The sequence below is a fragment of the Dactylosporangium sp. NPDC051485 genome (genome assembly GCF_040682015.1).
Classification (GTDB): Bacteria; Actinomycetota; Actinomycetes; order Mycobacteriales; family Micromonosporaceae; genus Dactylosporangium.
This window is the reverse complement of sequence record NZ_JBFAZW010000025.1, coordinates 37,410-60,461: the sequence shown is the minus strand read 5'-3', so window position 1 is coordinate 60,461 and position 23,052 is coordinate 37,410. Positions and strand designations below refer to the sequence as shown.

Annotated in this window: 22 protein-coding genes and 1 tRNA gene; 8 read left to right on the top strand and 15 right to left on the bottom strand. The window is 69.8% G+C overall.

Annotation, left to right across the window (positions count from 1 at the left end; translation table 11 throughout):
* Positions 1-6: 6 nt before the first annotated feature.
* The 5 genes from rho to AB0M46_RS16980 all read right to left on the bottom strand — a co-directional run bounded on the left by rho (position 7) and on the right by AB0M46_RS16980 (position 5,313).
* On the bottom strand, positions 7-2,070 hold the full coding sequence (gene rho, locus AB0M46_RS17000; protein ID WP_363336879.1) for a transcription termination factor Rho: 2,064 nt from the start codon (positions 2,068-2,070) through the stop codon (positions 7-9).
* Between the two features lie 328 nt (positions 2,071-2,398).
* Complete coding sequence (gene thrB, locus AB0M46_RS16995) at positions 2,399-3,319, bottom strand: homoserine kinase (protein ID WP_363336877.1); 921 nt, start codon at positions 3,317-3,319, stop codon at positions 2,399-2,401.
* Between the two features lie 30 nt (positions 3,320-3,349).
* Entirely contained in the window at positions 3,350-3,541 is a 192-nt protein-coding gene (locus AB0M46_RS16990) for a hypothetical protein (RefSeq protein ID WP_363336875.1), read from the bottom strand.
* A 17-nt stretch (positions 3,542-3,558) separates the two neighbouring features.
* On the bottom strand, positions 3,559-4,413 hold the full coding sequence (locus AB0M46_RS16985) for an SPFH domain-containing protein (protein WP_363336873.1): 855 nt from the start codon (positions 4,411-4,413) through the stop codon (positions 3,559-3,561).
* A gap of 156 nt (positions 4,414-4,569) precedes the next feature.
* Positions 4,570-5,313, bottom strand: a complete 744-nt coding sequence (locus AB0M46_RS16980; RefSeq protein WP_363336871.1) for a hypothetical protein — start codon at positions 5,311-5,313, stop codon at positions 4,570-4,572.
* 571 nt (positions 5,314-5,884) lie between these two features.
* On the opposite strand from AB0M46_RS16980, the gene AB0M46_RS16975 reads away from it, so the two are divergent.
* Positions 5,885-6,538 carry a hypothetical protein gene (locus AB0M46_RS16975; protein ID WP_363336869.1) on the top strand — a complete coding sequence of 218 codons (654 nt, stop codon included), beginning with the start codon at positions 5,885-5,887 and terminating at the stop codon, positions 6,536-6,538.
* 142 nt (positions 6,539-6,680) lie between these two features.
* Here the strand turns inward: AB0M46_RS16975 and AB0M46_RS16970 are convergent, their stop codons facing one another.
* The 5 genes from AB0M46_RS16970 to argS form a co-directional block, all read right to left on the bottom strand.
* Positions 6,681-7,913: an MFS transporter gene (locus AB0M46_RS16970; protein ID WP_363336867.1), complete on the bottom strand. Its 1,233-nt coding sequence runs from the start codon at positions 7,911-7,913 to the stop codon at positions 6,681-6,683.
* 73 nt (positions 7,914-7,986) lie between these two features.
* On the bottom strand, positions 7,987-9,036 hold the full coding sequence (gene thrC, locus AB0M46_RS16965) for a threonine synthase (RefSeq protein ID WP_363336865.1): 1,050 nt from the start codon (positions 9,034-9,036) through the stop codon (positions 7,987-7,989).
* Between the two features lie 5 nt (positions 9,037-9,041).
* Complete coding sequence (locus AB0M46_RS16960; protein ID WP_363336959.1) at positions 9,042-10,313, bottom strand: homoserine dehydrogenase; 1,272 nt, start codon at positions 10,311-10,313, stop codon at positions 9,042-9,044.
* 15 nt (positions 10,314-10,328) lie between these two features.
* On the bottom strand, positions 10,329-11,714 hold the full coding sequence (gene lysA / locus AB0M46_RS16955) for a diaminopimelate decarboxylase (protein WP_363336863.1): 1,386 nt from the start codon (positions 11,712-11,714) through the stop codon (positions 10,329-10,331).
* A gap of 7 nt (positions 11,715-11,721) precedes the next feature.
* Positions 11,722-13,380, bottom strand: a complete 1,659-nt coding sequence (gene argS / locus AB0M46_RS16950; RefSeq protein ID WP_363336861.1) for an arginine--tRNA ligase — start codon at positions 13,378-13,380, stop codon at positions 11,722-11,724.
* A gap of 198 nt (positions 13,381-13,578) precedes the next feature.
* On the opposite strand from argS, the gene AB0M46_RS16945 reads away from it, so the two are divergent.
* The 4 genes from AB0M46_RS16945 (at position 13,579) to AB0M46_RS16930 (ending at position 16,623) form a co-directional block, all read left to right on the top strand.
* Complete coding sequence (locus AB0M46_RS16945) at positions 13,579-14,529, top strand: DUF3105 domain-containing protein (RefSeq protein ID WP_363336860.1); 951 nt, start codon at positions 13,579-13,581, stop codon at positions 14,527-14,529.
* Between the two features lie 3 nt (positions 14,530-14,532).
* On the top strand, positions 14,533-15,162 hold the full coding sequence (locus AB0M46_RS16940) for a DUF305 domain-containing protein (protein ID WP_363336858.1): 630 nt from the start codon (positions 14,533-14,535) through the stop codon (positions 15,160-15,162).
* An 84-nt stretch (positions 15,163-15,246) separates the two neighbouring features.
* Positions 15,247-15,318: transfer RNA gene (locus tag AB0M46_RS16935), tRNA-Arg, on the top strand.
* 354 nt (positions 15,319-15,672) lie between these two features.
* On the top strand, positions 15,673-16,623 hold the full coding sequence (locus AB0M46_RS16930) for a L,D-transpeptidase (protein ID WP_363336856.1): 951 nt from the start codon (positions 15,673-15,675) through the stop codon (positions 16,621-16,623).
* A gap of 100 nt (positions 16,624-16,723) precedes the next feature.
* On the opposite strand, the gene AB0M46_RS16925 is transcribed toward AB0M46_RS16930, so the two are convergent.
* Positions 16,724-17,290, bottom strand: coding sequence for a suppressor of fused domain protein (locus AB0M46_RS16925; protein WP_363336854.1), 567 nt, complete (start codon positions 17,288-17,290; stop codon positions 16,724-16,726).
* 356 nt (positions 17,291-17,646) lie between these two features.
* On the opposite strand from AB0M46_RS16925, the gene AB0M46_RS16920 reads away from it, so the two are divergent.
* Positions 17,647-18,117 carry a hypothetical protein gene (locus AB0M46_RS16920; protein ID WP_363336853.1) on the top strand — a complete coding sequence of 157 codons (471 nt, stop codon included), beginning with the start codon at positions 17,647-17,649 and terminating at the stop codon, positions 18,115-18,117.
* Positions 18,118-18,250: 133 nt separating this feature from the next.
* Here AB0M46_RS16920 and AB0M46_RS16915 read toward each other — a convergent pair whose 3' ends face one another.
* Entirely contained in the window at positions 18,251-18,958 is a 708-nt protein-coding gene (locus AB0M46_RS16915; RefSeq protein ID WP_363336851.1) for an SDR family oxidoreductase, read from the bottom strand.
* A 94-nt stretch (positions 18,959-19,052) separates the two neighbouring features.
* Here AB0M46_RS16915 and AB0M46_RS16910 point away from each other — a divergent pair, with 94 nt between their 5' ends.
* Together AB0M46_RS16910 and AB0M46_RS16905 are read left to right on the top strand one after the other, a co-directional pair.
* Entirely contained in the window at positions 19,053-19,691 is a 639-nt protein-coding gene (locus AB0M46_RS16910) for an alpha/beta hydrolase-fold protein (RefSeq protein WP_363336849.1), read from the top strand.
* A 336-nt stretch (positions 19,692-20,027) separates the two neighbouring features.
* Entirely contained in the window at positions 20,028-20,441 is a 414-nt protein-coding gene (locus tag AB0M46_RS16905; protein ID WP_363336847.1) for a hypothetical protein, read from the top strand.
* A 640-nt stretch (positions 20,442-21,081) separates the two neighbouring features.
* On the opposite strand, the gene AB0M46_RS16900 is transcribed toward AB0M46_RS16905, so the two are convergent.
* From AB0M46_RS16900 to AB0M46_RS16890, 3 genes are all read right to left on the bottom strand, one after another.
* Positions 21,082-21,459 carry a hypothetical protein gene (locus AB0M46_RS16900; RefSeq protein ID WP_363336846.1) on the bottom strand — a complete coding sequence of 126 codons (378 nt, stop codon included), beginning with the start codon at positions 21,457-21,459 and terminating at the stop codon, positions 21,082-21,084.
* Between the two features lie 154 nt (positions 21,460-21,613).
* Positions 21,614-21,763, bottom strand: coding sequence for a hypothetical protein (locus tag AB0M46_RS16895; protein WP_363336844.1), 150 nt, complete (start codon positions 21,761-21,763; stop codon positions 21,614-21,616).
* The gene (locus AB0M46_RS16890; RefSeq protein WP_363336842.1) at positions 21,747-22,625 is read right to left on the bottom strand and encodes a hypothetical protein; all 879 of its coding nucleotides are present in this window, start codon (positions 22,623-22,625) and stop codon (positions 21,747-21,749) included. Before AB0M46_RS16890 ends, AB0M46_RS16895 begins: the two co-directional genes overlap by 17 nt.
* Positions 22,626-23,052: the final 427 nt, after the last annotated feature.

Below are 23,052 nucleotides of genomic sequence, written 5' to 3'. Positions count from 1 at the left end.
AGGTGCTTACTCGCCCGGTGTGGTCTGGGCGATCTGCATGAGGAACTCGACGTTGGTCCGGGTCTTCTTGAGCTTGTCCAGCAGCAGGTTGAGCGCCTCCTGCGAGTCGAGGGCGTGCAGCACCTTGCGCAGCTTGATGACGATCGCCAGCTCGTCCGGCGCCAGGAGGATCTCCTCCTTGCGCGTGCTGGACGGGTCGATGTCGATGGCCGGGAAGATGCGCTTGTCGGCGATCTTCCGGTCCAGCTTCAGCTCCGCGTTGCCGGTGCCCTTGAACTCCTCGAAGATGACCGTGTCACCGGTGGAGCCGGTCTCGACCAGCGCCGTGGCGATGATGGTCAGCGAGCCGCCGTTCTCGATGTTGCGGGCCGCGCCGAGGAAGCGCTTCGGCGGGTACAGCGCCGTCGAGTCGATACCACCGGACAGGATGCGGCCGGAGGCGGGCGACGCGTTGTTGTACGCGCGCCCGAGCCGGGTGATCGAGTCGAGCAGCACGACCACGTCGTGGCCGAGCTCGACGAGGCGCTTGGCCCGCTCGATCGACAGCTCGGCGACGGTGGTGTGGTCCGACGGCGGCCGGTCGAAGGTCGAGGCGATGACCTCGCCCTTCACCGAGCGCTGCATGTCGGTGACCTCTTCGGGCCGCTCGTCGACCAGCACGACCATGAGGTGGCACTCGGGGTTGTTGCGGGTGATCGCGTTGGCGATCGCCTGCAGCACCATGGTCTTGCCGGCCTTGGGCGGCGACACGATGAGCGCCCGCTGGCCCTTGCCGATCGGCATCACCAGGTCGATGACGCGCGTGGTGAGGATGTTCGGCTCGGTCTCCAGGCGGAGCCGGTCCTGCGGGTACAGCGGGGTGAGCTTGTAGAACTCGGGGCGGCGCTTGGCCTCCTCCGGGTCCATCCCGTTGACCGTGTCGAGGCGCACCAGCGGGTTGTACTTGTCCCGCCGCTGCTCGCCGTCGCGCGCCTGGCGCACGGCGCCGGTGACCGCGTCGCCGCGACGCAGGCCGTACCGCTTCACCTGCGACATGGCGACGTAGACGTCGTTGGAGCCGGACAGGTAGCCGGTGGTGCGCACGAACGCGTAGTTGTCCAGCACGTCGAGGATGCCGGCCACCGGCACGAGGACGTCGTCCTCGCTGACCTGCGGCTCGTTGGCGCCCCGGCCGGTCGTCTCGGCGCCCTCGCGGTCGCGGCCCCGGCGGCGGTCGCGGAACCGGCTGCGCCGCCCGCGGCGGCCCGTGCCGTCGTCATCGCCCTCGTCGTCGACGAAGCCACCGCGCTGGTTGCGGTCGCCCCGGTCGGCGCGCTCGCCCCGGTCGCCGCGGTCGGCGCCGTTGCGCTCGGCCCGCTCCTGACGCTCGGTCCGCTCGCCGCGCTCGGTCCGCTCGCCGCGCTCAGGGCGCTCCGCGCGCTCGGCCCGCTCAGGGCGCTCGGTCCGCTCCGCCCGCTCAGGGCGCTCGGCCCGCTCCGCACGCTCGGCCCGCTCAGGGCGCTCGGTGGTGCGCTCGGCGCGTTCGGTGGTGCGCTCCGCCCGCTCGGTGGTGCGCTCGGCCCGCTCAGCGCGCTCGGCCCGGCTGGGGCGCTCGGCCCGCTCAGGGCGCTCCGCGCGCTCGGTGGCCGGCGCGGCCGTCTCGGCGGGCGCGGGGGCCGTGGCGGCGGTCTCCTCGCGCGCGGCCCGCGGCTCCGGCGGACCGGCGGCGCGGGTGGCCCGACGAGGGGTGCGGACCGGCGGCTCCGTGACCTCGGTGGCGGAGGGCCACTCGGCCTCGGGGGTCTCCGTGCGGGTCTCCTTGCGGGCGCGGGTGGCCTTGACGGGCGCCGCGGCCGGGCGCGACTCGCCCGCCTGACGCTCCTGGATGGCGGTGACCAGCTCGCCCTTGCGCATCCGGGCGGTGCCGGAGATGCCCAACGACGCGGCCAGGCTCTGCAGCTCCGGAAGCAGCATGCCGGCCAACCCCGTGCCCGAGCGCCGCCGACGGGTCGCGCCGGCCTCGGCGCCGTCGGCCTCGGCCGCGGTGCGGCCGGTGGAGACATCCGACGTGACGTCGGTGGTGTCGCTCAATGGATTCCTTCCCTCGTTAGGCCGGGGCTACCCGATTGATGCATGTGCCGGGCGGCCTGCCGGTACTCCCGCCTGGCGTTGCGTGCGGGAGGTGTTGCAGCGCTGCGGTGGGCTTGGACGCCACCAGGTGCGTCACGGGCCCAGCCGTGCGCGCGCGACCACAGAAAACGCGGGTTGGCGGCCGGGCGTGCGCAAAGGGGTGCCACGGAATTCGGAGCACGCCGCCCCGCATGAGATCGCCGCACTGAGCGGCTGCTGTAGGACTAGAGAGTAATCAACTCCGCTAGCCAGCGGCAACAGGGTCCCATTCGGCGTGTTCCAGCGTACCTCATCCCGACCTGTGAGTGCCCCTCGGCAGCAGCTCATCGCCGAGACGCGCGCCCGTCACATCGACGTCCAGCGGCAACACTCGCCATCCCGGCACCGGCCGCGGCGCCCATCCGTCGATGCCCAGCGCGAGCACGCTCGGCCCGGCGCCGGAGACGACCGCGGCCACTCCCTCGGCCCGCAGCAGCGCCACGAGTTCGGCGGTCAACGGCATACCCTGCGCGCGGTACTGCTGGTGCAGCCGATCCTCCGTCGCGGCGAACAACCGCCCGGGGTCGCCGGCGAGCGCGTGCACGAGCAGCGCCGCGCGCCCGGCGTTGAAGGCGGCGTCGGCGTGCGGGACGTCCTTGGGCAGCGCGGCCCGGGCCACCTCGGTGAGCCCGCGCTCCTCCGGCACGAAGAGCACAGGCCGGATGCCCGGGTCCGGCTCGCGTCGCACCGCCGTGGCCACCCCGTGCTCCTGCCAGGCGATCGTGAACCCGCCGAGCAGGCAGGGCGCCACGTTGTCGGGGTGGCCTTCGATCGCCCCGGCCAGCGCGAGCGCCTCCGCGTCGGGCATCCGCTTCTCGCCGTCCTCGACGAGCGCCCGCGCCAGCACGATGCCGGCGACGATGGCGGCGGAGGAGGAGCCGAGCCCGCGGGCCTGGGGAATGCGGTTGTCACAGCGCAGGTGCAGCCCGGCCGGCCGCTCCCCGAGCGCGTCGAAGGCCCGCAGCATCGAGCGCACCACGAGGTGCGACTCGTCGCCGGGCAGTTCGCCCGCGCCCTCCCCGCTCACCTCGACCGTCACCCCGCCCACGGTGACGCGCCCTTCGACGGTGTCGTAGAGCGTCAGCGCGAGCCCCAGCGCGTCGAACCCGGGACCGAGGTTGGCGCTGGTGGCGGGCACGCGGACGACCGCGCGGTCGAGCAGCAAGGCCATGTGCACATCTCACCATGAGGATCGAGGTACTCAATCCTCGGGATCCTCCACCGGTACGTCAGAATCTCCTCGACGCACCTCGCGCCCCACCTGGCGAAGGGCCAGGCGGAGCGCGAACTCGATCTGGGCGTTCACGCTGCGCAGGTCGTCCCCCGCCCAGCGCGCTACGGCGTCGTACACCTGGGGATCGAGCCGCAGCAGCAGCTTCTTGCGCTCGGGCACAAGCGGTTCCCGTCAGGTCAGGCGTAGAGGGTTCCGGTGTTCACGACCGGCTGGACGTTGCGGTCGCCGCACAGCACGACCAGGAGGTTGGCCACCATCTGGGCCTTGCGCTCCTCGTCGAGCTCGACCACCTCGAGCTCGCCGAGCCGTTCCAGGGCGCTCTGCACCATGCCGACCGCGCCCTCCACGATCTTGTAACGGGCCCCGACGATGGCGCTGGCCTGCTGGCGGGCGAGCATCGCCTGGGCGATCTCCGGGGCGTAGGCGAGGTGGGTGATGCGCGACTCGAGCACCTCGACCCCGGCCAGCGCCACCCGCTCCCCCAGCTCGACGGTGAGCTCCTCGCTGACGATGTTGCCCTCGCGCAGGCTGGCCCGGCCGTCCTCGTGCGACTCGTACGGGTAACTCGTGGCCAGGTGCCGCACCGCGGTCTCGGCCTGCACCGCGACGTACGAAATGTGGTCGTCGACGCCGAAGGACGCCTTGAACGTGTCCACCACCCGCCAGACGACCACGGCGGCGATCTCGACCGGGTTGCCGTCGGCGTCGGAGACCTTGAGCCGCTCCGTCTCGAAGTTGCGCACCCGCCGGGAGAGCCGCCGCTTGGTGCTCAGCGGCACGGTCCAGTGGAAGCCGGCCTCGGCGACGGTGCCGACGTAGCGGCCGAAGAACTGGATGACCCGCGCCTCGTTGGGGTTGATCACGGTGAACCCGGTCAGCGCCAGGGCGAGCACGACCGTGCCGACGCCGGCGATCAGGCCGCGCACCGTGTCGTCGCTCGCGCCCTGGGCCACCACCGCCGCCGCGATCGCGAGCACGACCAGCACGCCGAGCATCACGAACCCGGCAACTCGAAACGCCCGTCGTTCCATGACAACTCCTTGAGGGCTATCGAAGTGATATCACTACGATAGCCGACCCGCGCAAGCCCTCCACCGCCGCCCACCGGCCGCCGCCCGGCGGCGGAACGAAGGGGGACCGGCCGCCGCGTGGGCGGGCCGGTCCCCCTGGAGTCGGCGAACGGCGGGTCAGTCCGGGACGTTCCACGCCTTCAGCGAGACGTTGACCGTGCCGTCGGCGGCCACGCCGGTGACGTGCAGGAGCACGATCTTCCACTTGATGCCCTGGTGCTGCGCCGCCTCGAACGACGTGTTGATGCACAGGGTGAGGTCGGCGGTCTTGACGTTGATCTGCGTGTCGGGCGCCAGCCGCGAGGTGTCGAACTTCGCCGCGCAGTCGCTGGGCTGCACGTTGGCGCTGTTCATGGTGACGACCTTGGCCCCGCGGTCGAAGGTGAAGAACTCGCCGTTGGAGACGTACAGCTGCATGTCCGCGGCGTCGCCGGACGAGCCGACCTCCGGCTTGTCGAGGTCGATGTTGCGCGAGCCGTAGTTCGGCGGGTGGATCTCCAGGTTGATGGTCGACGGGCTCCACGACTCGGTGAAGTCCGCCTTCGGGTCCAGTTCGCCCGGCGAGGTGACGGGCCGCGGCGCCGTCGTGGTGGCCGCCGGGCGGGCGGTCGTCGGCGCCGCTGTCGGCTGGTTGTTGCCGCCCTGGTTGCCGTTGTTGGCGGTGTTCGGCTGGTTGTTGGCGGCCGGGGCCGCCTGCTGGGCTGAGCCCGCCGCGTCCTTGGCGTCGTTGGCCACGCCGAGCGCGTACACCGAGACCGCCACCGAGACCAGCGACACGAGCATCGCCACCAGGGTCACGCCGACCAGGAAGCCGCCGCGCCGGGGGGCGGGCGCCGCGGCGGTCACGGGCGCGCCGGTCACGGGCGGAACCGCACCGAAGCCACCGGCCACCGGGGGCGCGCTGAAGGGCGCCCCACCCGGGCCGGAAACCGGGGCGCCGGAGGAGGGCGGCGCGCTGAAGGGCTGCCCGCCCGGCCCGGACACCGGCGCACCGGGCGGCGGGACGAAGGGCACGGGCCCCGCGGGAACACCGGGCGGCGGGGCGACGGGCGCCGGCCCCGCGGGAACACCGGGCGGCGGGCCGGAAGGGACGGCCGGCGGGATCGGGCCCCGCGGCACGTACGGCTGCGCGGCGTACGCCGGACCGCCGGCCGGCTGCGGAGGATACGGGCCGGCCGGGGGCGGGTTCTGCGAATCGCTGGGCGGGACAGTCAACGTGGCTCCTGCGTGTGCGGAAGAGGAGAGGACCGGCGCAGCGCGCGGACGCCCCGAGCGTAATGGCACGTGTCGAAGCGGGCAGGGGCCCCAATGGCGGATTCATTCCACCTGAAAGGCAGCACGGACCGCTGGACCGACGAATGGGACCCTTCGCACGGGTCGATACCATTCGGGGCGGGAGGGTAAGGCGACCATGGATGCCAAGGACACGACTGTGCACGACGACGGAAAGCGGTTCCGCGCAAACCTGCAGGTGGCCGGCACGATCGTCGGCATATTGGCGGCCGTGACGCCGGGCGTGATCTGGGCCGTCGACCACTTCGGCCACAAGGACCCGAAGCCGGGCGCGACCACGCAGGCCCAGAGCGCGGGCCAGAGCGGCGCGGGCAAGCAGCCGGCCCCGCCCCCGGCGACCACGGCCGCCGGGCCGACCACGGTGGCGACCATGCCGGTCGTGGCCGAGAACCGGGTGTACCTCGACTCGCTCGCCCCGGACACCGGCTCGACCAACCTGGCCGACCTGCCGCGGGCGCTGAAGGAACAGCCCGGCTACGAGCACCCGGTGACGATGCCCTGCGGCTCGAACAACTCCGGGGACACCAAGCGGCTGGTCAGCTACCTGCTGGAGAAGCGCTACGTGAACCTCACCGCCGACGTGCACTCCTACAAGGCGAACCCGGACGAGTACAAGGTCCAGCTGCGCTTCTACGCCGACAACGCCCAGCCGCAGGCGGTCATGCTGACCGGGAACCAGCAGCAGCAGTTCACGATGTCGGTCGACGGGGTGAAGAAGCTGACCCTGGAGCTCACCTGCGAACGCTCCGGCGCCCTGGTCACGCTGGCCAACGCCTGGTTCGATCGCGCCTGACCACAGGCTTTCGCCCGAAATGTCGGGCGCTGGCGCGCCACGACATTTCGTATTTATAACCTGACAGGGTATAAGTCCGATAAGTCGTGGCGCGCCAGCGCCCGACTTATCGTTTCGAGGCTTACGCCCCATTTGCCGAGTGCTAGTCGGCCGGAGACGTTGCCGGAGACGTTGCCGGGGACGGGCGGCGCAGAGCGAGCGCGGACCAACCGGCGGCGTAGAGGACGGTCACCGCGCCGCAGGCGGCCATCAGCAGGCGCGGGTTCGTGTGGTCGATGAAGGCGCCCACCGCGAGCTGGCTGGCCGCGACCGACAGCGTCGCCAGCATGAAGTCGGCGGCGAAGACGCGGCCGCGCAGGGCGTCGGGCACCTCGGCCTGCAGCACGAAGTTCGACATCATCCAGTTGCCGCCGGCGCCCAGGTGGGCCAGCACCACGCCGGCCAGGGCCAGCGGGAACCACGTCACCAGGCTCACCCCGATGTAGGCCAGGCCGTAGGCAGACATCGACAGGGCGAGGCCCGGCAGCAGCCAGGCGCGGTGGGCCAGCACCCGGCGCAGCAGGATCGGGCCGATCAGCGCGCCCAGGCCGCGGGCGGCGAAGAGCAGGCCGGTGCCCATCGGGCCGGCGCCCAGCGTGACGGCCAGGACCGGGAAGAGCGTGAGGACGCCGTTGCCCAGGCCGACCGCGGACTTCACGGTGACCAGCGAGGCGACGCGGGAGTTTCCGCGGATGTACCGCATGGCCTCCGCCACGGCCGCGAAGGGCCTCGCCGGGGTCGCCTCGCGGGCGGCCTGCAGCGGGCGGCGGACCCGGCCGACCTGGAACGCGGACAGGCACAGCAGCGCACAGGCGGCGACGAAGCACGGGTACGGCCCGAACGCCTCCGACGCGATGCCGCCCAGCGAGGCGCCGATGACCAGCATCGTGCCCCACGCCGAGCCGCTGAGCGCGTTGGCGGCGGTCAGGTCCTCGGGGTCCACGACGTTGGGCAGCGCGGCCTGGGCGGCCGGGGCGAAGAACGCCTTGGCCACCGCGATCGCGCCGACGGCGACGAGCGCCACCCAGGCCGTCGACGCCGTGCGCACCAGCAGCAGGGCGAGGGCGCAGGCGGCCATCGACAGGTCGGCGGCGATGAGAATGCGGCGGCGGTCGAGGCGGTCGGCGACCGTGCCGGTATACGGCAGCAGCAGGGCGGTCACGCCGGTGTCGACGGCGAGCACCAGGGCGCCCCACAGCCCGGTGCCGGTGAGCCGGGGCAGGAGCGTCAGCAGCGGGATCATCACGAACCAGTCGGCCCCGAGGCCGATCAGGTCAGCGGCGAACAGGTTGCGGAAGTCACGGTTGCGGGTAAGGACCGAGATGCTGGCTGGCACGTACGTACCGTAGGCCCTTGGCACCGCGGCCCTGGCAGGGAGGCCCGCCAGGGCCGGCCGGTTCGCCTGGCTCTCAGGCCAGGTCCAACGCCTTCGCTGCGGCGAGGATGTCGGCGGACACGGTCGTCGGCGCCGGGGCGATGGAGATGGCCCAGTCCGGGTCCTTCAGGCCGTGGCCGGTGACCGTGCACACGATCTTCTGCCCGGCGTCGATGCGGCCCTGCTTGTGGGCCTGCAGCAGGCCGGCGACGCTGGCCGCGCTGCCCAGCTCGACGAAGACGCCGACCGAGCGGGCCAGCAGCTTGTACGCGGCCAGGATGTCGCGGTCGGTCACGGCGTCGATGAGGCCGCCCGACTCGTCGCGGGCGTCGACCGCGCGGGTCCAGCTCGCCGGGTTGCCGATGCGGATCGCGGTGGCGATGGTGCTCGGCTCGCGGACCACGGCGTTGTTGACGATGGGGGCGGCGCCGGAGGCCTGGAAGCCGAACATGCGCGGGCGGCGGGTGGCGTTGCCGGCCGCGTGGTCCTCCTTGTAGCCCATCCAGTACGCCGTGATGTTGCCGGCGTTGCCGACCGGCAGGCAGTGGATGTCGGGCGCGTCGCCGAGGTCGCGCACGACCTCGAACGCGGCCGTCTTCTGGCCCTCGAGACGGTCCGGGTTGACCGAGTTGACCAGGGACACCGGGTAGTCCAGGGACAGCTTGGAGGCCAGCGCCAGGCAGTCGTCGAAGTTGCCGGTGACCTGCAGCAGGCGGGCGCCGTGCACGAGGGCCTGGGCCAGCTTGCCCAGGGCGATCTTGCCGGTCGGGACGAGCACGGCGCAGGTGATGCCGGCCCGGGCGGCGTACGCGGCGGCGGAGGCCGACGTGTTGCCGGTGGACGCGCAGATGATCGCCTTCGAGCCGGACTCGAGGGCCTTGGAGACGGCGACCGTCATGCCGCGGTCCTTGAAGGAGCCGGTCGGGTTGGACCCCTCCACCTTGAGGTACACGTCGCAGCCGGTGCGCGCGGAGAGCTCCGGGGCCGGCAGCAGGGGCGTGTTGCCCTCGTGCAGCGTCACCACCGGAGTCTGCGGCCCGACCGGCAGCCGGTCCCGGAATTCCTCGATCAGTCCACGCCACATGGTGGCTACTCCCCTTCGACCCGCAGGACGCTCGCCACGGCGCGAACGAAATCCAATGCCCGCAGCTCGGCGACGGTCGCGGCGAGGGCGCGGTCCGGCGCGGCGTGCGTGACGATGACGAGCACGGCCTGGTTGCCGCGGCCGGACTGGTTCACGGTCGCGATGCTCACCCCGTGCCTGGCGAAGACGCCCGCGACGGCGGCGAGGACGCCGGCCTTGTCGGAGACGTCGAGGCTGATGTGGTACCGCGTGAACACGTCCCCGATCGGCGAGACCGGGAGGTCGGCGTAGGCCGACTCCGACGCGCTGCGCACGCCGGCGAGACGGTTGCGGGCCACCGCGACGACGTCGCCGAGCACCGCGGAGGCGGTCGGGGCGCCGCCCGCGCCGCGGCCGTAGAACATGAGCTGGCCGGCCGCCTCGGCCTCGACGAAGACGGCGTTGAACGCGTCGCCGACGCCCGCGAGCGGGTGGGTCCGCGGGATCATCGCCGGGTGCACGCGCACCGACACGGCGCCGTTGGCCTTGGACGCAATGCACAGCAGCTTGATCGTGCAACCCATCGCCTTGGCGCTGGCCACGTCGGCCGCGGTGACCTCGGTGATGCCCTCGCGGTACACGTCGGCGGAGGTGACCCGGCTGTGGAAGGCCATCGAGGCGAGGATAGCGGCCTTGGCCGCGGCGTCGAAGCCCTCGATGTCGGCGGTCGGGTCGGCCTCGGCGTAGCCCAGGGCGGTCGCCTCCTCCAGCGCCTCGGCGAAGCCGGCGCCGGTAGCGTCCATCGAGGACAGGATGAAGTTCGTGGTGCCGTTGACGATGCCGGTCACCCTGGTGATCCGGTCGCCGTGCAGGGATTCGCGCAGCGGGCGCAGCAGCGGGATGGCGCCGGCGACGGAGGCCTCGTAGTACAGGTCGGCGCCGCAGTCGGCGGCCGCCTTGTGCAGCGTGGCGCCGTCCTCGCCGAGCAGGGCCTTGTTGGCGGTCACCACGCTCTTGCCGGCGTGCAGCGCCTCCAGCAGCCAGGAGCGGGCCGGCTCGATGCCGCCGACCACCTCGACCACGATGTCGACGTCCTCGCGCGTGACGAGGCCGAGCGCGTCGGTCGTGAACAGCGCCGGGTCGACCGGCAGCTCACGGGCCTTGTTCAGGCGGCGGACGGCGACACCCACCAGCTCCAGGGGCGCGCCGATGCGGGCCGTGAGGTCGTCCTCCTGCTCGTGCAGCAGGCGGACCACCTCGGAACCGACGGTTCCGCAGCCCAGCAGCGCTACCTTCACCGATTTCGGCATCAGTCACCCCACGTCCAGTCGCAGCAGATCGTCCACGGTCTCCCGGCGGACGATGACCCTTGACTCCCCGTCAACCACCGCCACGACCGGCGGGCGGGGGACGTGGTTGTAGTTGCTCGCCATGCTGCGGCAGTAGGCGCCGGTGCCCGGGACTGCAAGAAGATCTCCGGCCTTCACGTCCGCCGGCAGGAATTCATCCTTCACGACGATGTCCCCGGACTCGCAATGTTTTCCCACCACGCGGGCGAGAATCGGCGGTTCGGAGGATGCCCGGCCGGCCAAGGTGGCCGAGTAGGCGGCGTCGTAGAGGGCGGGGCGGATGTTGTCGCTCATCCCGCCGTCGACCGAGACGTAGGTCCGGATGCCGTCCACATCCTTGACCGTGCCCACCTCGTACAGCGTGAACATGGCCGGCCCGACGATCGCCCGGCCCGGCTCGACGGACAGGTGCGGCACGCTCAGGTGCAGCGCGGCACACTCCTGCTTGACGATGCGCAGCATGTCCCCGGCCAGGTCGCGCGGGTCGGCCGGCTCGTCCTGCGTCGTGTACGCGATGCCGAAGCCGCCGCCGAGGTCCATCTCGGGAAGTTCCCGCCCGTGTACCTCACTGACGCGCGCCTGCAGCGACAGCAGCCGCCGCGCGGCCACCTCGAAGCCCGACGCGTCGAAGATCTGCGAGCCGATGTGCGAGTGCAGGCCGCGCAACTCCAGCACGTCGTCGGCGAGGATCTTGTCGACCGCCTCCGCGGCGGCGCCCCCGGCCAGCGAGAAGCCGAACTTCTGGTCCTCGTGGGCGGTGGCGATGAACTCGTGCGTGTGGGCCTCGACGCCGACGGTCACCCGGACCATCACCTTCGGGCGCTTGCCCGTCCTGATGGCGATCTGCGTGAGCCGGTCGATCTCGTCGAGCGAGTCGACGATGATCCGGCCGACGCCGTGCTCGACGGCCGCCTCCAGCTCGCCGACCGACTTGTTGTTGCCGTGCAGGCCGATGCGCTCCGGGGGCATGCCGCCGCGCAGGGCCACGGCCAGCTCACCGCCGGTGCACACGTCGAGGGAGAGGCCCTCCTCGGCGAGGATCCGCACGATCGCGGTGGCGATGAACGCCTTGCCGGCGTAGTAGACCTCGGCGCCGCCGAAGGCCTCCTTGAACGCCTTGCACCGGGCGCGGAAGTCCGCCTCGTCGAAGACGTACGCGGGCGTGCCGTGCTCCGCGGCGATCCGCCGGACGTCGACACCGCCGACGACAAGGCTGCCGTGTTGTCCGCGAATGACCGTTTCGGGCCACAGGATCGGCACCAGTGCGTTGACGTCGTCCGGGGTGCGGAGCCAGGACGGCCCGTTGGAGCCCAGGTCGGCGTGCAGGGCACCCGCCTCGTGTGCGCGCATGTTCTCTCTACATCCGTTCCGGCGCCGAGACGCCGAGCAGGTCCAGACCGTTGACGATGACCTGGCGGGTGGCGTCGTTGAGCCAGAGCCGCGCCCGGTTCGTCTCCGTGAACGGCTCGTCTCCCATGGGCAGCACCCGGCAGTTGTCGTAGAACCGGTGGTATGCCGCGGCCAGGTCCTCCAAATAGCGTGCCACGCGATGCGGCTCGCGCAGCTCCGCCGCGGTGGCGACGACGCCGGGAAAGTCCCCGAGCGCCTTGAGAAGATCAAGTTCCTTCTCGTGTACCAGCTGTGCCGCGTCGTAGGCGTCGCCGCGCTCGTGGCCGAGGTCGGCGGCGTTGCGCGCGACCGATGCGGTGCGCGCCCCGACGTACTGCACGTAGAAGACCGGGTTGTCGTTCTTCTGCCGGGTGATGACCTCGATGTCCAGCGTCAGCGGCGAGTCGGTCGAGGAGCGGGCCAGGGAGTACCGCGCCGCGTCCACGCCGACCGCGTCGATCAGCTCGTCGAGCGTGATCAGCGTGCCGGCCCGCTTGCTCAGGCGCACCGGCTCGCCGCCGCGCAGCAGGCTGACCAGCTGGCCGATGAGCACCTCGATGTTGCGCTGGGGGTCGTCGCCGGCGCAGGCGGCGATCGCCTTGAGCCGGCCGATGTAGCCGTGGTGGTCGGCGCCGAGCATGTAGATGCAGCGCTCGAAGCCGCGCTCGCGCTTGTTGATGTAGTACGCGGCGTCGGCGGCGAAGTAGGTCTTCTCGCCGTTGGAGCGGATCAGCACCCGGTCCTTGTCGTCGCCGAAGTCCGTGGTGCGCAGCCACACGGCGCCCTCGGACTCGAAGACGTGGCCCAGCTTGCGCAGCTCGTCCAGGGCGTGCTCGACGGCGCCGCCCTCGTGCAGGGTCTTCTCGGAGAACCAGACGTCGAAGTGGACGCCGAAGCGCTCGAGACTGTCCTGCATCTCCTTGAGCATGGTCTCGTAGGCCTTTTGCAGGAACGCCGCCTGCTGCTGCTCTTCCGGCAGGTGCAGAATGTCCGGATGGGCGGCCTTGATGGCCTTGGCGATGTCCTGGACGTACTCGCCGGGGTAGCCCTCCGGCGGGGTCGGCTGCCCGTGGGCGGCGGCCATGACGGACTCGCCGAAGCGGTTCATCTGCACGCCGGCGTCGTTGATGTAGTGCTCGCGGGTCACGTCGGCGCCGGCGGCGGCCAGAATGCGCCCGAGGGCGTCGCCGACCGCGGCCCAGCGGGTGTGGCCGAGGTGGACGGGGCCGGTGGGGTTCGCCGAGACGAACTCCAGGTTGATCTTCTCCTTGGCCAGGGTCTCGCTGTGGCCGTACGCCGGCCCGGCCTTGACGACCAGTCCGGCCAGCCCGCCGGCGGCGGCCGCGGACAGCCGGATGTTCAGGAAGCCCGGCCCGGCGATCTCCACCGCATCGATGCCGGGAGTTTCCTGCAAGTTTTTCGCGACCGCCGCGGCCAGCTCGCGCGGATTCAGGCCGACCTTCTTGCCCAGTTGCAGGGCGATATTGGACGCATAGTCACCATGCTCCGGGTTCCGCGGTCGCTCCACGCTGGTCGTCGCCGGGAGAACGGACGCGTCGAGGTCACGCTCGGTGATGGCCGCGCGAGCGGCGGCGAGGACTGCTACGGCGAGTTCAGCGGGAGTCACCGACAAATGTTATCGGGGGTAGACTCCGGTACTTGGCGGCGGCCCGTTGTGCTGGTCACAATGCGGGACGGCTGGGACTGTACTTCCCCTGAAGACGGGACCCACGGGACCAGTTCCCCGCCGTGACCCCCGACCGTTGACCAGACGAGGCCCGATGAGCGAGCACAACGCCCAGCGTTGCGAGGCGACGAGATGAGCATGAGCACCCAGCACAGTGGCGGCAACCGCAAGCCGTCCACCAAGCCCGCTGCCGGCGCGAAGCCGAAGCAGGGCGGTGACGAGGACCTTTCATCCTCGGAGGTCGCCGACGAGCTCGACACCGAGCTCGACTCGGACGCTGAGGCCACCACCGACGCCGACGACTCGGACGATTCGGACAAGCCGGCCTCGGGCAAGCCCAAGGCCAACCCGCGCAAGTCGGCCCCGGCCCGCAAGACGGCGCCGGCCGGCGCCAAGCGGCCCGCCACCGCCGCCGCGGTCAAGAAGATCGCCCCGGTCAAGGTCAAGCAGGGCATGTCCTGGGGCCCGATCGCCCTGTTCACCACGGTGGGCGTGCTGGCGCTGGGCATCGTGGGCTTCGCCGGCTACCAGGTGTACGAGAATGGCCTGGGCTGGAAGGACCGCGCCGACCAGATCAGCGGCATCAAGGACTACTACAAGATCGACAAGGACCTGGTCGGCCAGCGCGAGCACGTCTGGGGCCCGCAGACGTACAAGCTGAGCCCCCCGGTCGCCGGCAACCACAACCCGAACTGGCAGCGCTGCCTGGGCGACGTGTACCCCGCCCAGGTCGCCAACGAGCACGCGCTGCACAGCCTCGAGCACGGCGCCGTGTGGATCACCTACAACCCGAGCCTCTCCACGGACCAGGTGGAGAAGCTGGCCAAGCGGGTCCGCGGCAACGACTTCATGCTGATGAGCCCGTACCCGAACCTGGACACGCCCATCTCCCTGCAGGCCTGGGGCTTCCAGCTGAAGGTCAACAACGCCGACGACTCGCGCATCGACGAGTTCATCAAGGCGCTGCGGCAGAACGCCACCCTGGAAGCCGGCACGCCGTGCTCCAACGGCTCCATCATCACCGAGACCGGCACCACGCCGCACGACCTGGGCAAGGACAGCGGCTCGACCCAGATGGGCAGCAAATAGCCCGTGTTCGGACAACTGTCCCGGCGGGCACGCCTCAGCTTTGGCGTGCTCGCCGCGGTCCTCCTGCTGGTAACCGGCACCGCCATCGGTTACCTGATCCCGACCCTGACCCGGCCGGGCGACGACTCGATCGACGCCGGCTTCGCCCGCGACATGAGCGTCCACCACGCACAGGCGGTGGAGATGGCCATGTTCGCGTACCGCCTGGGCTCCTCCGAGGACATCCGCACCCTGGGCTACGACATCGCCGCGAGCCAGCAGTGGCAGATCGGCCAGATGCAAACGTGGCTCACGGAGTGGCACCTCTCCCCCACGTCGTCAAACCGCAAGATGGCCTGGATGCCCGCCAGCATGAACACCCTGCAGGCCGACGGCCGCATGCCGGGCATGGCCTCGGACGACGAGCTGAAGAAGCTCAAGTCCTCCACAGGCAAGGACTTCGACACCCTGTGGTGCCAACTCATGCTGCGCCACCACCTGGGCGGCATCCACATGTCCGAGATCGCCGCCAAGGACGCCAAGACCGCCGAGGTCCGCGACGCCGCCGAGAAGATCCGCGTCGCCCAGTCCTACGACATCTCCCAGCTGACCGAAAAACTGAAGGACCTGGGCTCCCAGCCCCTGTCCTCCTGATCCGCTCCCCCGCCCCACACACCACAGGGGAACCACCGCGCGGGGCGGGGAGCGGCTCTGCTACTCTGTTCAAGGCCAAGCAAGGCCCCCGTAGCTCAGGGGATAGAGCACCGCCCTCCGGAGGCGGGGGCGCAGGTTCGAATCCTGCCGGGGGCACGTCACAGAACTGCAAGCGCGCACCGCAACCGGCCGATCACTGATCGTCGAAGCCAGTTTCGCGTTCGAGTAGACGATCGAGGATGCCCCGGGCCGAACGGCCGGGGCATCCTCGCGTTGACTCGATGTACGGCGCGGAACGCGCCCGGATCGCGGCATGAGCGTGCACCTGATCAAGGCTTGCCGCTGCATCAAAGCCGTCGCCCGGCCGTACTGAGGGGTGAAGGTCCGGGCGAAGGCTGAAAGGGACGTTCCGCGTGCTGACAGTGCAGTGAGGTTCGATCCGGCCGATTGTGATGTGGTCGAGCCGGACAGCGGTGGCGGCGGGCGTGCATCAGGGGCATCGTCGTGGTTATGCGATCTTCTCACCGCGTGCGGGTGGCGGCGCTGCTTGTCGGCCTTGGTCTCGGGTTGACGGCGTGCGGCGGCAACTCCGCGCCGCAGGCCTCGTGGTCGGGGGCGCCGTCGTCGGGCCAGCAGCCGGCCGGGGGCGCGTCGCCTTCGGTGTCGCCGGCGCCGAGCGGTAAGCCGGTGCACGTGCGGCTGTACGAGAAGGACGGGGCGACGTACGGCGTGGGCATGCCGATCATCGCGTACCTGTCGGCGTCGATCACCAGCGCCAAGGACTTCGCCGCGGCGACCCAGGTCACCGTCAACGGGGCGCCGGCCCAGGGCGCGTGGTACTTCCAGAAGTCCACGATCTACGCCGGCTACCCGATCGAGGCACACTACCGCCCGGCCGAGTTCTGGCCAGCGCACGCCGAGGTCGCCATGAACCTCGACACGAAGGGCAAGTCGGGCGGGGCCGGGCTGGTGTACGACAACAGCCTGACCCTCGACATGAAGACCGGGCCGGCGAACGTCGGCAAGGTCGACGGCAAGACCCTGCGGATGGTCGTGACCTCCGACGGCAAGCAGGTCTTCGACTTCCCGGTGTCGCTGGGCAAGGCGAGTACCCCCACGTTCAACGGCACCAAGGTCGTCATGGAGAAGAAGGCGGTCGAACACATGGTCGGCGACGGCTATGACGAGCAGGTGCCGTGGTCGGTACGGGTCACCAACTCCGGCGAGTACGTCCACTCGGCCAGCTGGAACGGCGGCAACATCGGCCAGCGCAGCACCTCCCACGGCTGCACCAACCTGACCGAGGCAAACGCCAAGGCGTACTTCGACTTCGCCCAGGTCGGCGACCCGATCACCTACACCAACACCGGAGGCCCGACGATGCCGACCTGGGACGGGTACGGCGACTGGAACGTGCCCTGGAACACCTGGCAGGCCGGCGGCGCGGTGCCGGCCAACTGACACACCTCCGGGCGAACGTCGACATCGCAGCCCGCAGACGGCCGCGACGCCTCCCAGCACGCGGGTCGCGGCTATGAGCGGGCGGCCTGGGTAAGGCAGGTCAGGCCTGCAGAATTGACGTTCGGTTGATGTCGGTGAGGTCGGGATTGTGGGCAACGAGGAGTTCCTCGAACGCCCGCCATCCGCGTGCGCGGACGTATGCGGCTTCAATATCGGTGATCGGCACCAGCCACGCGATCACCACGTTTTGCCCGGGTGCCCGGAAGATCTCAGACTCTTCCGGTAGGTACAGCGGCGCGGTGACGTAAAGCGCCGTGAGGTCGCCCTCTCCAAAAAGGGGCCCGGCCGGTCCCAGGACCTGCCCGCGTTGGAGCCCGCTGCCGCGTTCCACCATCATGCCGGCGACCTGGAAGAGGATTCCGGCCACCGCGGCGGATTCGTCAGCCAATGCCACGTGGAACAGCAGTTCCTGGTGCAAGCCGCTGCGGTCCGCGTCGCCGAGGTGATAGCGGTGCAGTCCGAGTGTGGCGAGGGTCGTTACGCCTGGATAGGGCCTGTCCGGGCCGAACCACACGACCTGCACGCCCGCGGGCGTCGTCTCGTCTCCGGTACTGCCCGCGGCGATCGGCCCCAGGAGCCTCTCAAGGTGCTCGACAAGACCGCTCATACGACGATCATCGCAGCCCGGCGTCCTGGACTAACCACGGCCGACTGTGCCGACCGGACAATCGGCGCGGCCGGGACAGATGCCGAGATCCGCGCTCGCTACGCGGCAGATGCGGAAACGTGATCAAGCGCCCTTGGCGCCGGTCAACCGCTGCTCTCTGGCGACGATCCATCCGGGATCCGCTGGGTTCGCGAGGTGACCGTGCGCAAGCCTCTCGAACGTCGCTTTCCGTACTACGACTCGTTCTCCGTGGGCCTGACGCCTACCGCGCGGTGCTCGCCGTCCTGGGCGCGCCGGACTGACCCGCCCGGACCCGGCGCGGTGGCGGACGGTGTGCGCGCCGGTACCCTCACCGGGTGACCCCCAATGATGATCCAGCCAACGGGCACGCCCGTTTCGACCAGCTCAGCGCCGCCGTGCGGGAGAGCAGGCCCGATGACGACCCGGCGCTGATCGCGACCCTGCTCGCCGAGCCCGACCGGCTCATGGCGGAGTCGGTGCTGACGTCCTTGGTGGACAGCCGGGCTGAGCTGCTGGGCTCGGCGGCGTCCGTTGCCGCGTGGGCAGAGCCGCTCCTGGACGCGGTGGGTGCCGACGGGTTCGTAGCGCGGCGGGTGCGCGAGTGGGGCCTGTTCAAGGCGCTGCAGTCCGGCGCGTCGGTGGACCGCGAGGCGTTGGCGGCCGCCTCCAACTGGCTTCAGCGCAAGGTGGTCGAGGAGGCCGACTCGGCCGTGGTACTGACGGTGCTGGGCGAGGTCGCCCGCACGAAGCGGGTCCGCAACCTCGCGAAGACCCGCGCCGGGCGCCTGCGATCCGCGGGCCGGTGACCGGCAGGCTCTGCCGCACCGGCCCACCCGGCCTAGCTGATGGCTGAACCTAGCGCCCGGGTCGCGGCAGATCAGGGCGGCAGGGAGATGGTCCGTGCTGGCCGGCGCAGCCGCCTCGTCCTCGCCCTCCTGGTCAATGTCGAACCTGTTCGAAGTGGAACTCGCGAATGAAGCAATCGCGTGGCTGCCCGACCGCGAACAGTACGCAGTCGACGACCGATCGAGCGGTGAGGTCGCCGTTTGCCTGCCGCGATCCGTCCTGAACGAAGTCCGGCGGGAACAGGGAAACCACCCGGATTCCTTCCGGCCTGAGCCGGTGCGAGAGGATCTCAGCGAGCCCGGCGTGGGCATGCTTAGCAGCGTAGAACGCGGGGTGCGCGCCAGAACGACGGTGCCCGATCTCGCCGCAGGCGGAGATGATGTTGATGATGTCGGGCCTCGGTGAGGCCCGCAGCAGCGGCAGTAGATGTTTGGTCAACAGTACGGTGCCGGTCCCGCCCGCAGCCATCACGCTCTCGATGTGCTCGTCCGAGGCGTCTCCAAGGTCATCACCTTCAATGTAGGCAGCACCGTTATTGATCAGAACATCGAGATGCTCTGTTCGATCGGCCAACGTTGCAGCGAACGCGCGCACCGAATCAGCCTCGCCCAGATCGCAGCGAAATGCCTCCGCCCGACCAGGCCCGCGCTGGCTGACCACGCTGGCAACGTGCTCGGCCGCTGCCAGACTCCGGGCCGAGAGGAACAGCTGTGCACCGTGCTCGGCAAAGGCTTCTGCCAGCAACCGTCCCGTATCACGTCCAGCGCCGGTGACAGCGACGCGCAGCCCGTCAAGATTCATGGTCGGCAGCGAAGCACCTCAACTTGGGTTGAAGTCAACAGGGCCACGCCACGATCGGACATCCGCTCTTCGGCAGGACAGGAAGTCCGAGACGTTGGAGTACGACGGTGGGCGGCCGGTCACCGCCTACGTACCGGCGGCCGCGGCCGAGGCGGTCGTCTTCGCTGGCGACGGGCAATTGATCACGTCGTGGGGAGAGGTTCTGGAGGCTGCCGATCTGCCACCCACGATGATCATCGGTGCCCACCGTATCGAGGACGAGACGCTGCGGCTGCACGAATACTCACCGGGCCGTAGCACGGCTGCGTTCGCCTTCGACCCGCAACGGTTCGCGGCCCATGAGAAGTTCTTCGTCGAGGATGTCCGGCGATGGGCGGCGAACCGCCTGGCCGTCAGGCTGCCAGCCGGCCGAACCGCGGTGTTCGGCGTGTCGGCCGGTGCGGAACTCGCGCTGGCCATGGGGCTGCGCCATCCCGACATCTACGGCGCGGTCTTCTGCGCCTCGCCCGGGGCAGGGTACCGGCCGCTCGCCGCGCTGCCCGGCCGACTTCCGCGTACCTACCTCGTCGCCGGCACCGAGGAACCGTTCTTTCTCACCAACGCGACCCGGTGGGCGGACGCGTTACGCGAGGCGGGTGGGGACGTTGTCATGGCCGAACGGTCCGGCTCGCACGGCGACGCCTTCTGGAAACTCGAGTTCCCTCTAATGGTGGCGTGGGCGTTCGGACACTGATCACGCGACATTCTCATCGGCTACTTATTTACTGGTAGCACGACCGCAGCCTGGCCAGGCTGGGTCGAGGTGATCGGCAGGGTGGCTCTCTCATCGGCTGCCCACTGCTGTTTGGTGTGGCTCTCATCTGGCATGCGTCCTGCCGGTCACCGTGGCGCGGAGAGATGCCCCGGCCGTTTGGCCGGGGCATCCTCGCGTTGACCCGATGTACGGTGCCGGACAAGCCCGGATCGCGGCAGATCCGGGCACCGAAGTGGCCTAGCATGATCGCCGTGTTCGAACTGTCAGACGATCTACTGCGACTGGCACCGGGCGAGATCTGTCTACCTTTCGCCGTTGCGATCGGGTCCGGCCGCCGGTACCTGGGCAATCTCGCTGCCGCTGATGCCGTTCTCCGCCGCAGATCGCTTCAACCCCAGCACCTTCCGTCCCGGCACTGACGCGACCGAGCTCATCAAGACTGCGATCAGGGGCGAGTTCATCGATCTGCCGGGTAGCGACCTAACCGCGCTGAGCGGGCGTACCTTTGAATTCCCGATTAACCCGCACCCGGGATACATCGACGCCACTATATATCTGCGCGGCGCGCACAATCCGGTTGACATCACGCGTATCGAGTTTGGCATGGCCCGCTCGCAGTACATCGACGCAGCGCTACATGCGGCGTTCGACTTCACGCAAGAAGGCGTCGAGATCATGAACCGATCAACCATTCTTCATGCCAACTTGCGGTACGAGTATGTCAACTGATGCCGACGACGAGCAGCGACGACGGTCCTCAATTCGCAAGATCGGGTACGCGCTCATCGGCTTGAGTGCGCAGTCGTTGCCGACACAACGAGAGCCATGCCCGCGAACCCCGAGGGAGCGTCCCGATCGCCAGCGAAGTGGGCCGGGTCCGGAAGCACCAACCTGCAACCGCTTCAGCAGGGCGAATCCCAGGTCAGGCCGAGCATCTGCCCAGCTAAACCCGAGTGCCGCCACGCTCAAGTTGTGCAGGTTTGTCTCTAGCCGGGGGCACCAAAAAGAACTGCGCCACCCCCCGGGGTGTGCTAATGATCGAAGCGACCTACCCCTTGCCGCCGCTACGGCAGTCCTGACCTGCGGCACGCAACCTTCCGGCTATGGGTGGTCCGACGAACCTGGGCCACCCATAGCCAGTCCCTCCGCCGTGGGCACTGAACCGACCGATCCGACCAACCGGCAGCCGATCATCCCGCCACGATCGTTCATGCGACGACGCACTCTTCTGCCGAGAAGAGTGCGTATGGGCCGACGTCGGAGGCCATCGACTACAGCCCCTTTGCCGCACCTACCGAGTCAGACGCTGGACTCTCCACAAGCAGTCCCATCCTGCCCGTGGCAACGCTGACAGCGCCGACCGGGCAGGCTACGGGGCCTGGGACGGAACCTGCAAAATCTTGCCGAGGTCGTGGCAGCGACGGCGCCACCACGGCCACGCCATAGGGGCGCAGGGATTCGGCAATGTCCGAGCCAGGAAGTCAGCATCGAGAGGCGCAACCACCCGGGCAAGGTCGCGGCCAGCCCGCCGACCCAGCGCGGTGATGGCCCGCTCGATGAGCTCCCGATCATCCCAGAGGTCAAGGCCCGGCAGGTGCGGCTCCGGAAGATACAGTGGCCAACCGACCGCACCGAGGAAGGCCCCCCAACGCCGCAAGGCGTCCTCGACCGCCAGAGGCGGCAGGCCACGGCTCGCTTCGAAGCGGGTGATCTGGTGCCGGGTACCGGCTGACAGCGCGCGGCCCATGCCGCTTCTTTCCTAGATCCTGAGTAGAGCCACCATCGTAACCATGCCTTGTCAGAGCGGTCGATGGTCAACCGACCGGGTGCCGAGCGGGCATGCACCGAACGGCCCGACCGCACTCTATTGCCGCGTGCAGGGCGTGCCTAACCTGCTTCGTTCACTTCGGCAGGGCGACGTGGTGCCTGCGGAAGAGACTGTCGAAGAAGGCCGTGACCAGCGGGCGCGCCTGGTCCTCGTCTTGGAGCTCGTTCGTGCCGAACCGATAAACCTCGTAGCCGGCGAGGGTGAGGTCACGGCTGGCGGCCACGGTGCGCGCGTACTCGTCGCCATCCGGGAGCCAGCGTCGCTGACCATCTGCGGCCTCCCGTTCGCTCGCGTAGTGCGTCTGGCCGTCGACCTCCAGCACGATTCGGGCGCCTGCCGGTGCTACAGATGAGCTGCTTGGGCCGGCCGGTCCTGGAACCGGTGGCCACCAGGTGGAAGGTCGGGTAGCCGTCGGTGTTGCCCGTCTCCCGCAGCTCCAGCCCGATACCGGCGAGCGGCGGATTGATCGCGTCGACCAACTGGCGTTGGGCGTCTCCATCCGGCACGGTGTCGCCGGACACCATGCCTTCGAGGAAGAGAGCGAATCTGCGGTCAGATGCCTGATCAACCGCACCGAGCTCGTCGAACAGCTGCTCGACAGTCCAGTCTTCGTTGCGGTAGAAGTGCCGATCGATCTGCCCGCTGAGGCTGGTGTCCTCGAAGCCGAAGAAGAGGTCGCCGCGGCCCAAATCAAACAGCGTGGCCAGCAGGGTGTGGAATCGCTGGGCGTGGTTGACCAGGATCCACCCCGGCAAGGCCCGGGCGAGGTCGCGACGTGTCCGCTTCGGGATCGGAGGAGGGTGCTCGTCGGCCCACACGAGGTCCTGGACCGTCATGCGGTCGATCATGTGGAGGCCGGTGTTCCGTTCCACCAGGCCGACGGCGACCTCCCAGAGCCGTTCGTCCGTGACCGCCGCGGCGCTGCTCTCACCACGCTGGGCTTTGGTCTCGCCGCCTGCCGACGGCGGGAGCCCAGCCCCAACCAGGTCCTCGTCGAGCTTCGCATGAGTGCTTCCGCCAACGATCGCGCAGGCAGCCCTGAACACGATTTCACGAAGCGTCGCGACACCCGCGCCGTCAACCATCGTGTCATTCTGGCAGGCATCGCACCAAAATCATCTTCGCTCCACGGTGACCAACGCTACGGCCACGCGGTCACGGAACCACACCGGTTTCTCTGCCTACGCCATCGCGCCGACCACTGGTTCCGAGATCAGGTGCACTGTCATGCCGCGATCCGCGTGGCTTACGGGACCAGCGACGGGGTGCGGGTCGGCGGCGACAGAGGCACGAACCTGCGCCACCTTGACGGCTCGTATGCGCAGGTCATGGTCTCGATTGCCGCAGCTCAGAAGGGTCAACGACCCCTTTGGCGGGCGCAGGTGTATCTCTGGCCGGGGGCACCAAAAAGAACTGCGCCACCCCCCGGGGTGTGCTAATGATCGAAGCGACCTACCCCTTGCCGCCGCTACGGCAGTCCTGACCTGCGGCACGCAACCTTCCGGCTATGGG

Coding starts and splice junctions, on each gene's coding strand:
- thrB (WP_363336877.1), bottom strand. CDS start 3,319: ATGGCCTTGCTGCTCGACCGCGCGGTCGTCCGCGTGCCCGCCACCAGC.
- AB0M46_RS16985 (WP_363336873.1), bottom strand. CDS start 4,413: ATGGAACGACGGGCGTTTCGAGTTGCCGGGTTCGTGATGCTCGGCGTG.
- thrC (WP_363336865.1), bottom strand. CDS start 9,036: ATGTGGCGTGGACTGATCGAGGAATTCCGGGACCGGCTGCCGGTCGGG.
- lysA (WP_363336863.1), bottom strand. CDS start 11,714: ATGCGCGCACACGAGGCGGGTGCCCTGCACGCCGACCTGGGCTCCAAC.
- AB0M46_RS16945 (WP_363336860.1), top strand. CDS start 13,579: ATGAGCACCCAGCACAGTGGCGGCAACCGCAAGCCGTCCACCAAGCCC.
- AB0M46_RS16930 (WP_363336856.1), top strand. CDS start 15,673: ATGCGATCTTCTCACCGCGTGCGGGTGGCGGCGCTGCTTGTCGGCCTT.
- AB0M46_RS16925 (WP_363336854.1), bottom strand. CDS start 17,290: ATGAGCGGTCTTGTCGAGCACCTTGAGAGGCTCCTGGGGCCGATCGCC.
- AB0M46_RS16915 (WP_363336851.1), bottom strand. CDS start 18,958: ATGAATCTTGACGGGCTGCGCGTCGCTGTCACCGGCGCTGGACGTGAT.
- AB0M46_RS16900 (WP_363336846.1), bottom strand. CDS start 21,459: ATGGGCCGCGCGCTGTCAGCCGGTACCCGGCACCAGATCACCCGCTTC.
- AB0M46_RS16890 (WP_363336842.1), bottom strand. CDS start 22,625: ATGGTTGACGGCGCGGGTGTCGCGACGCTTCGTGAAATCGTGTTCAGG.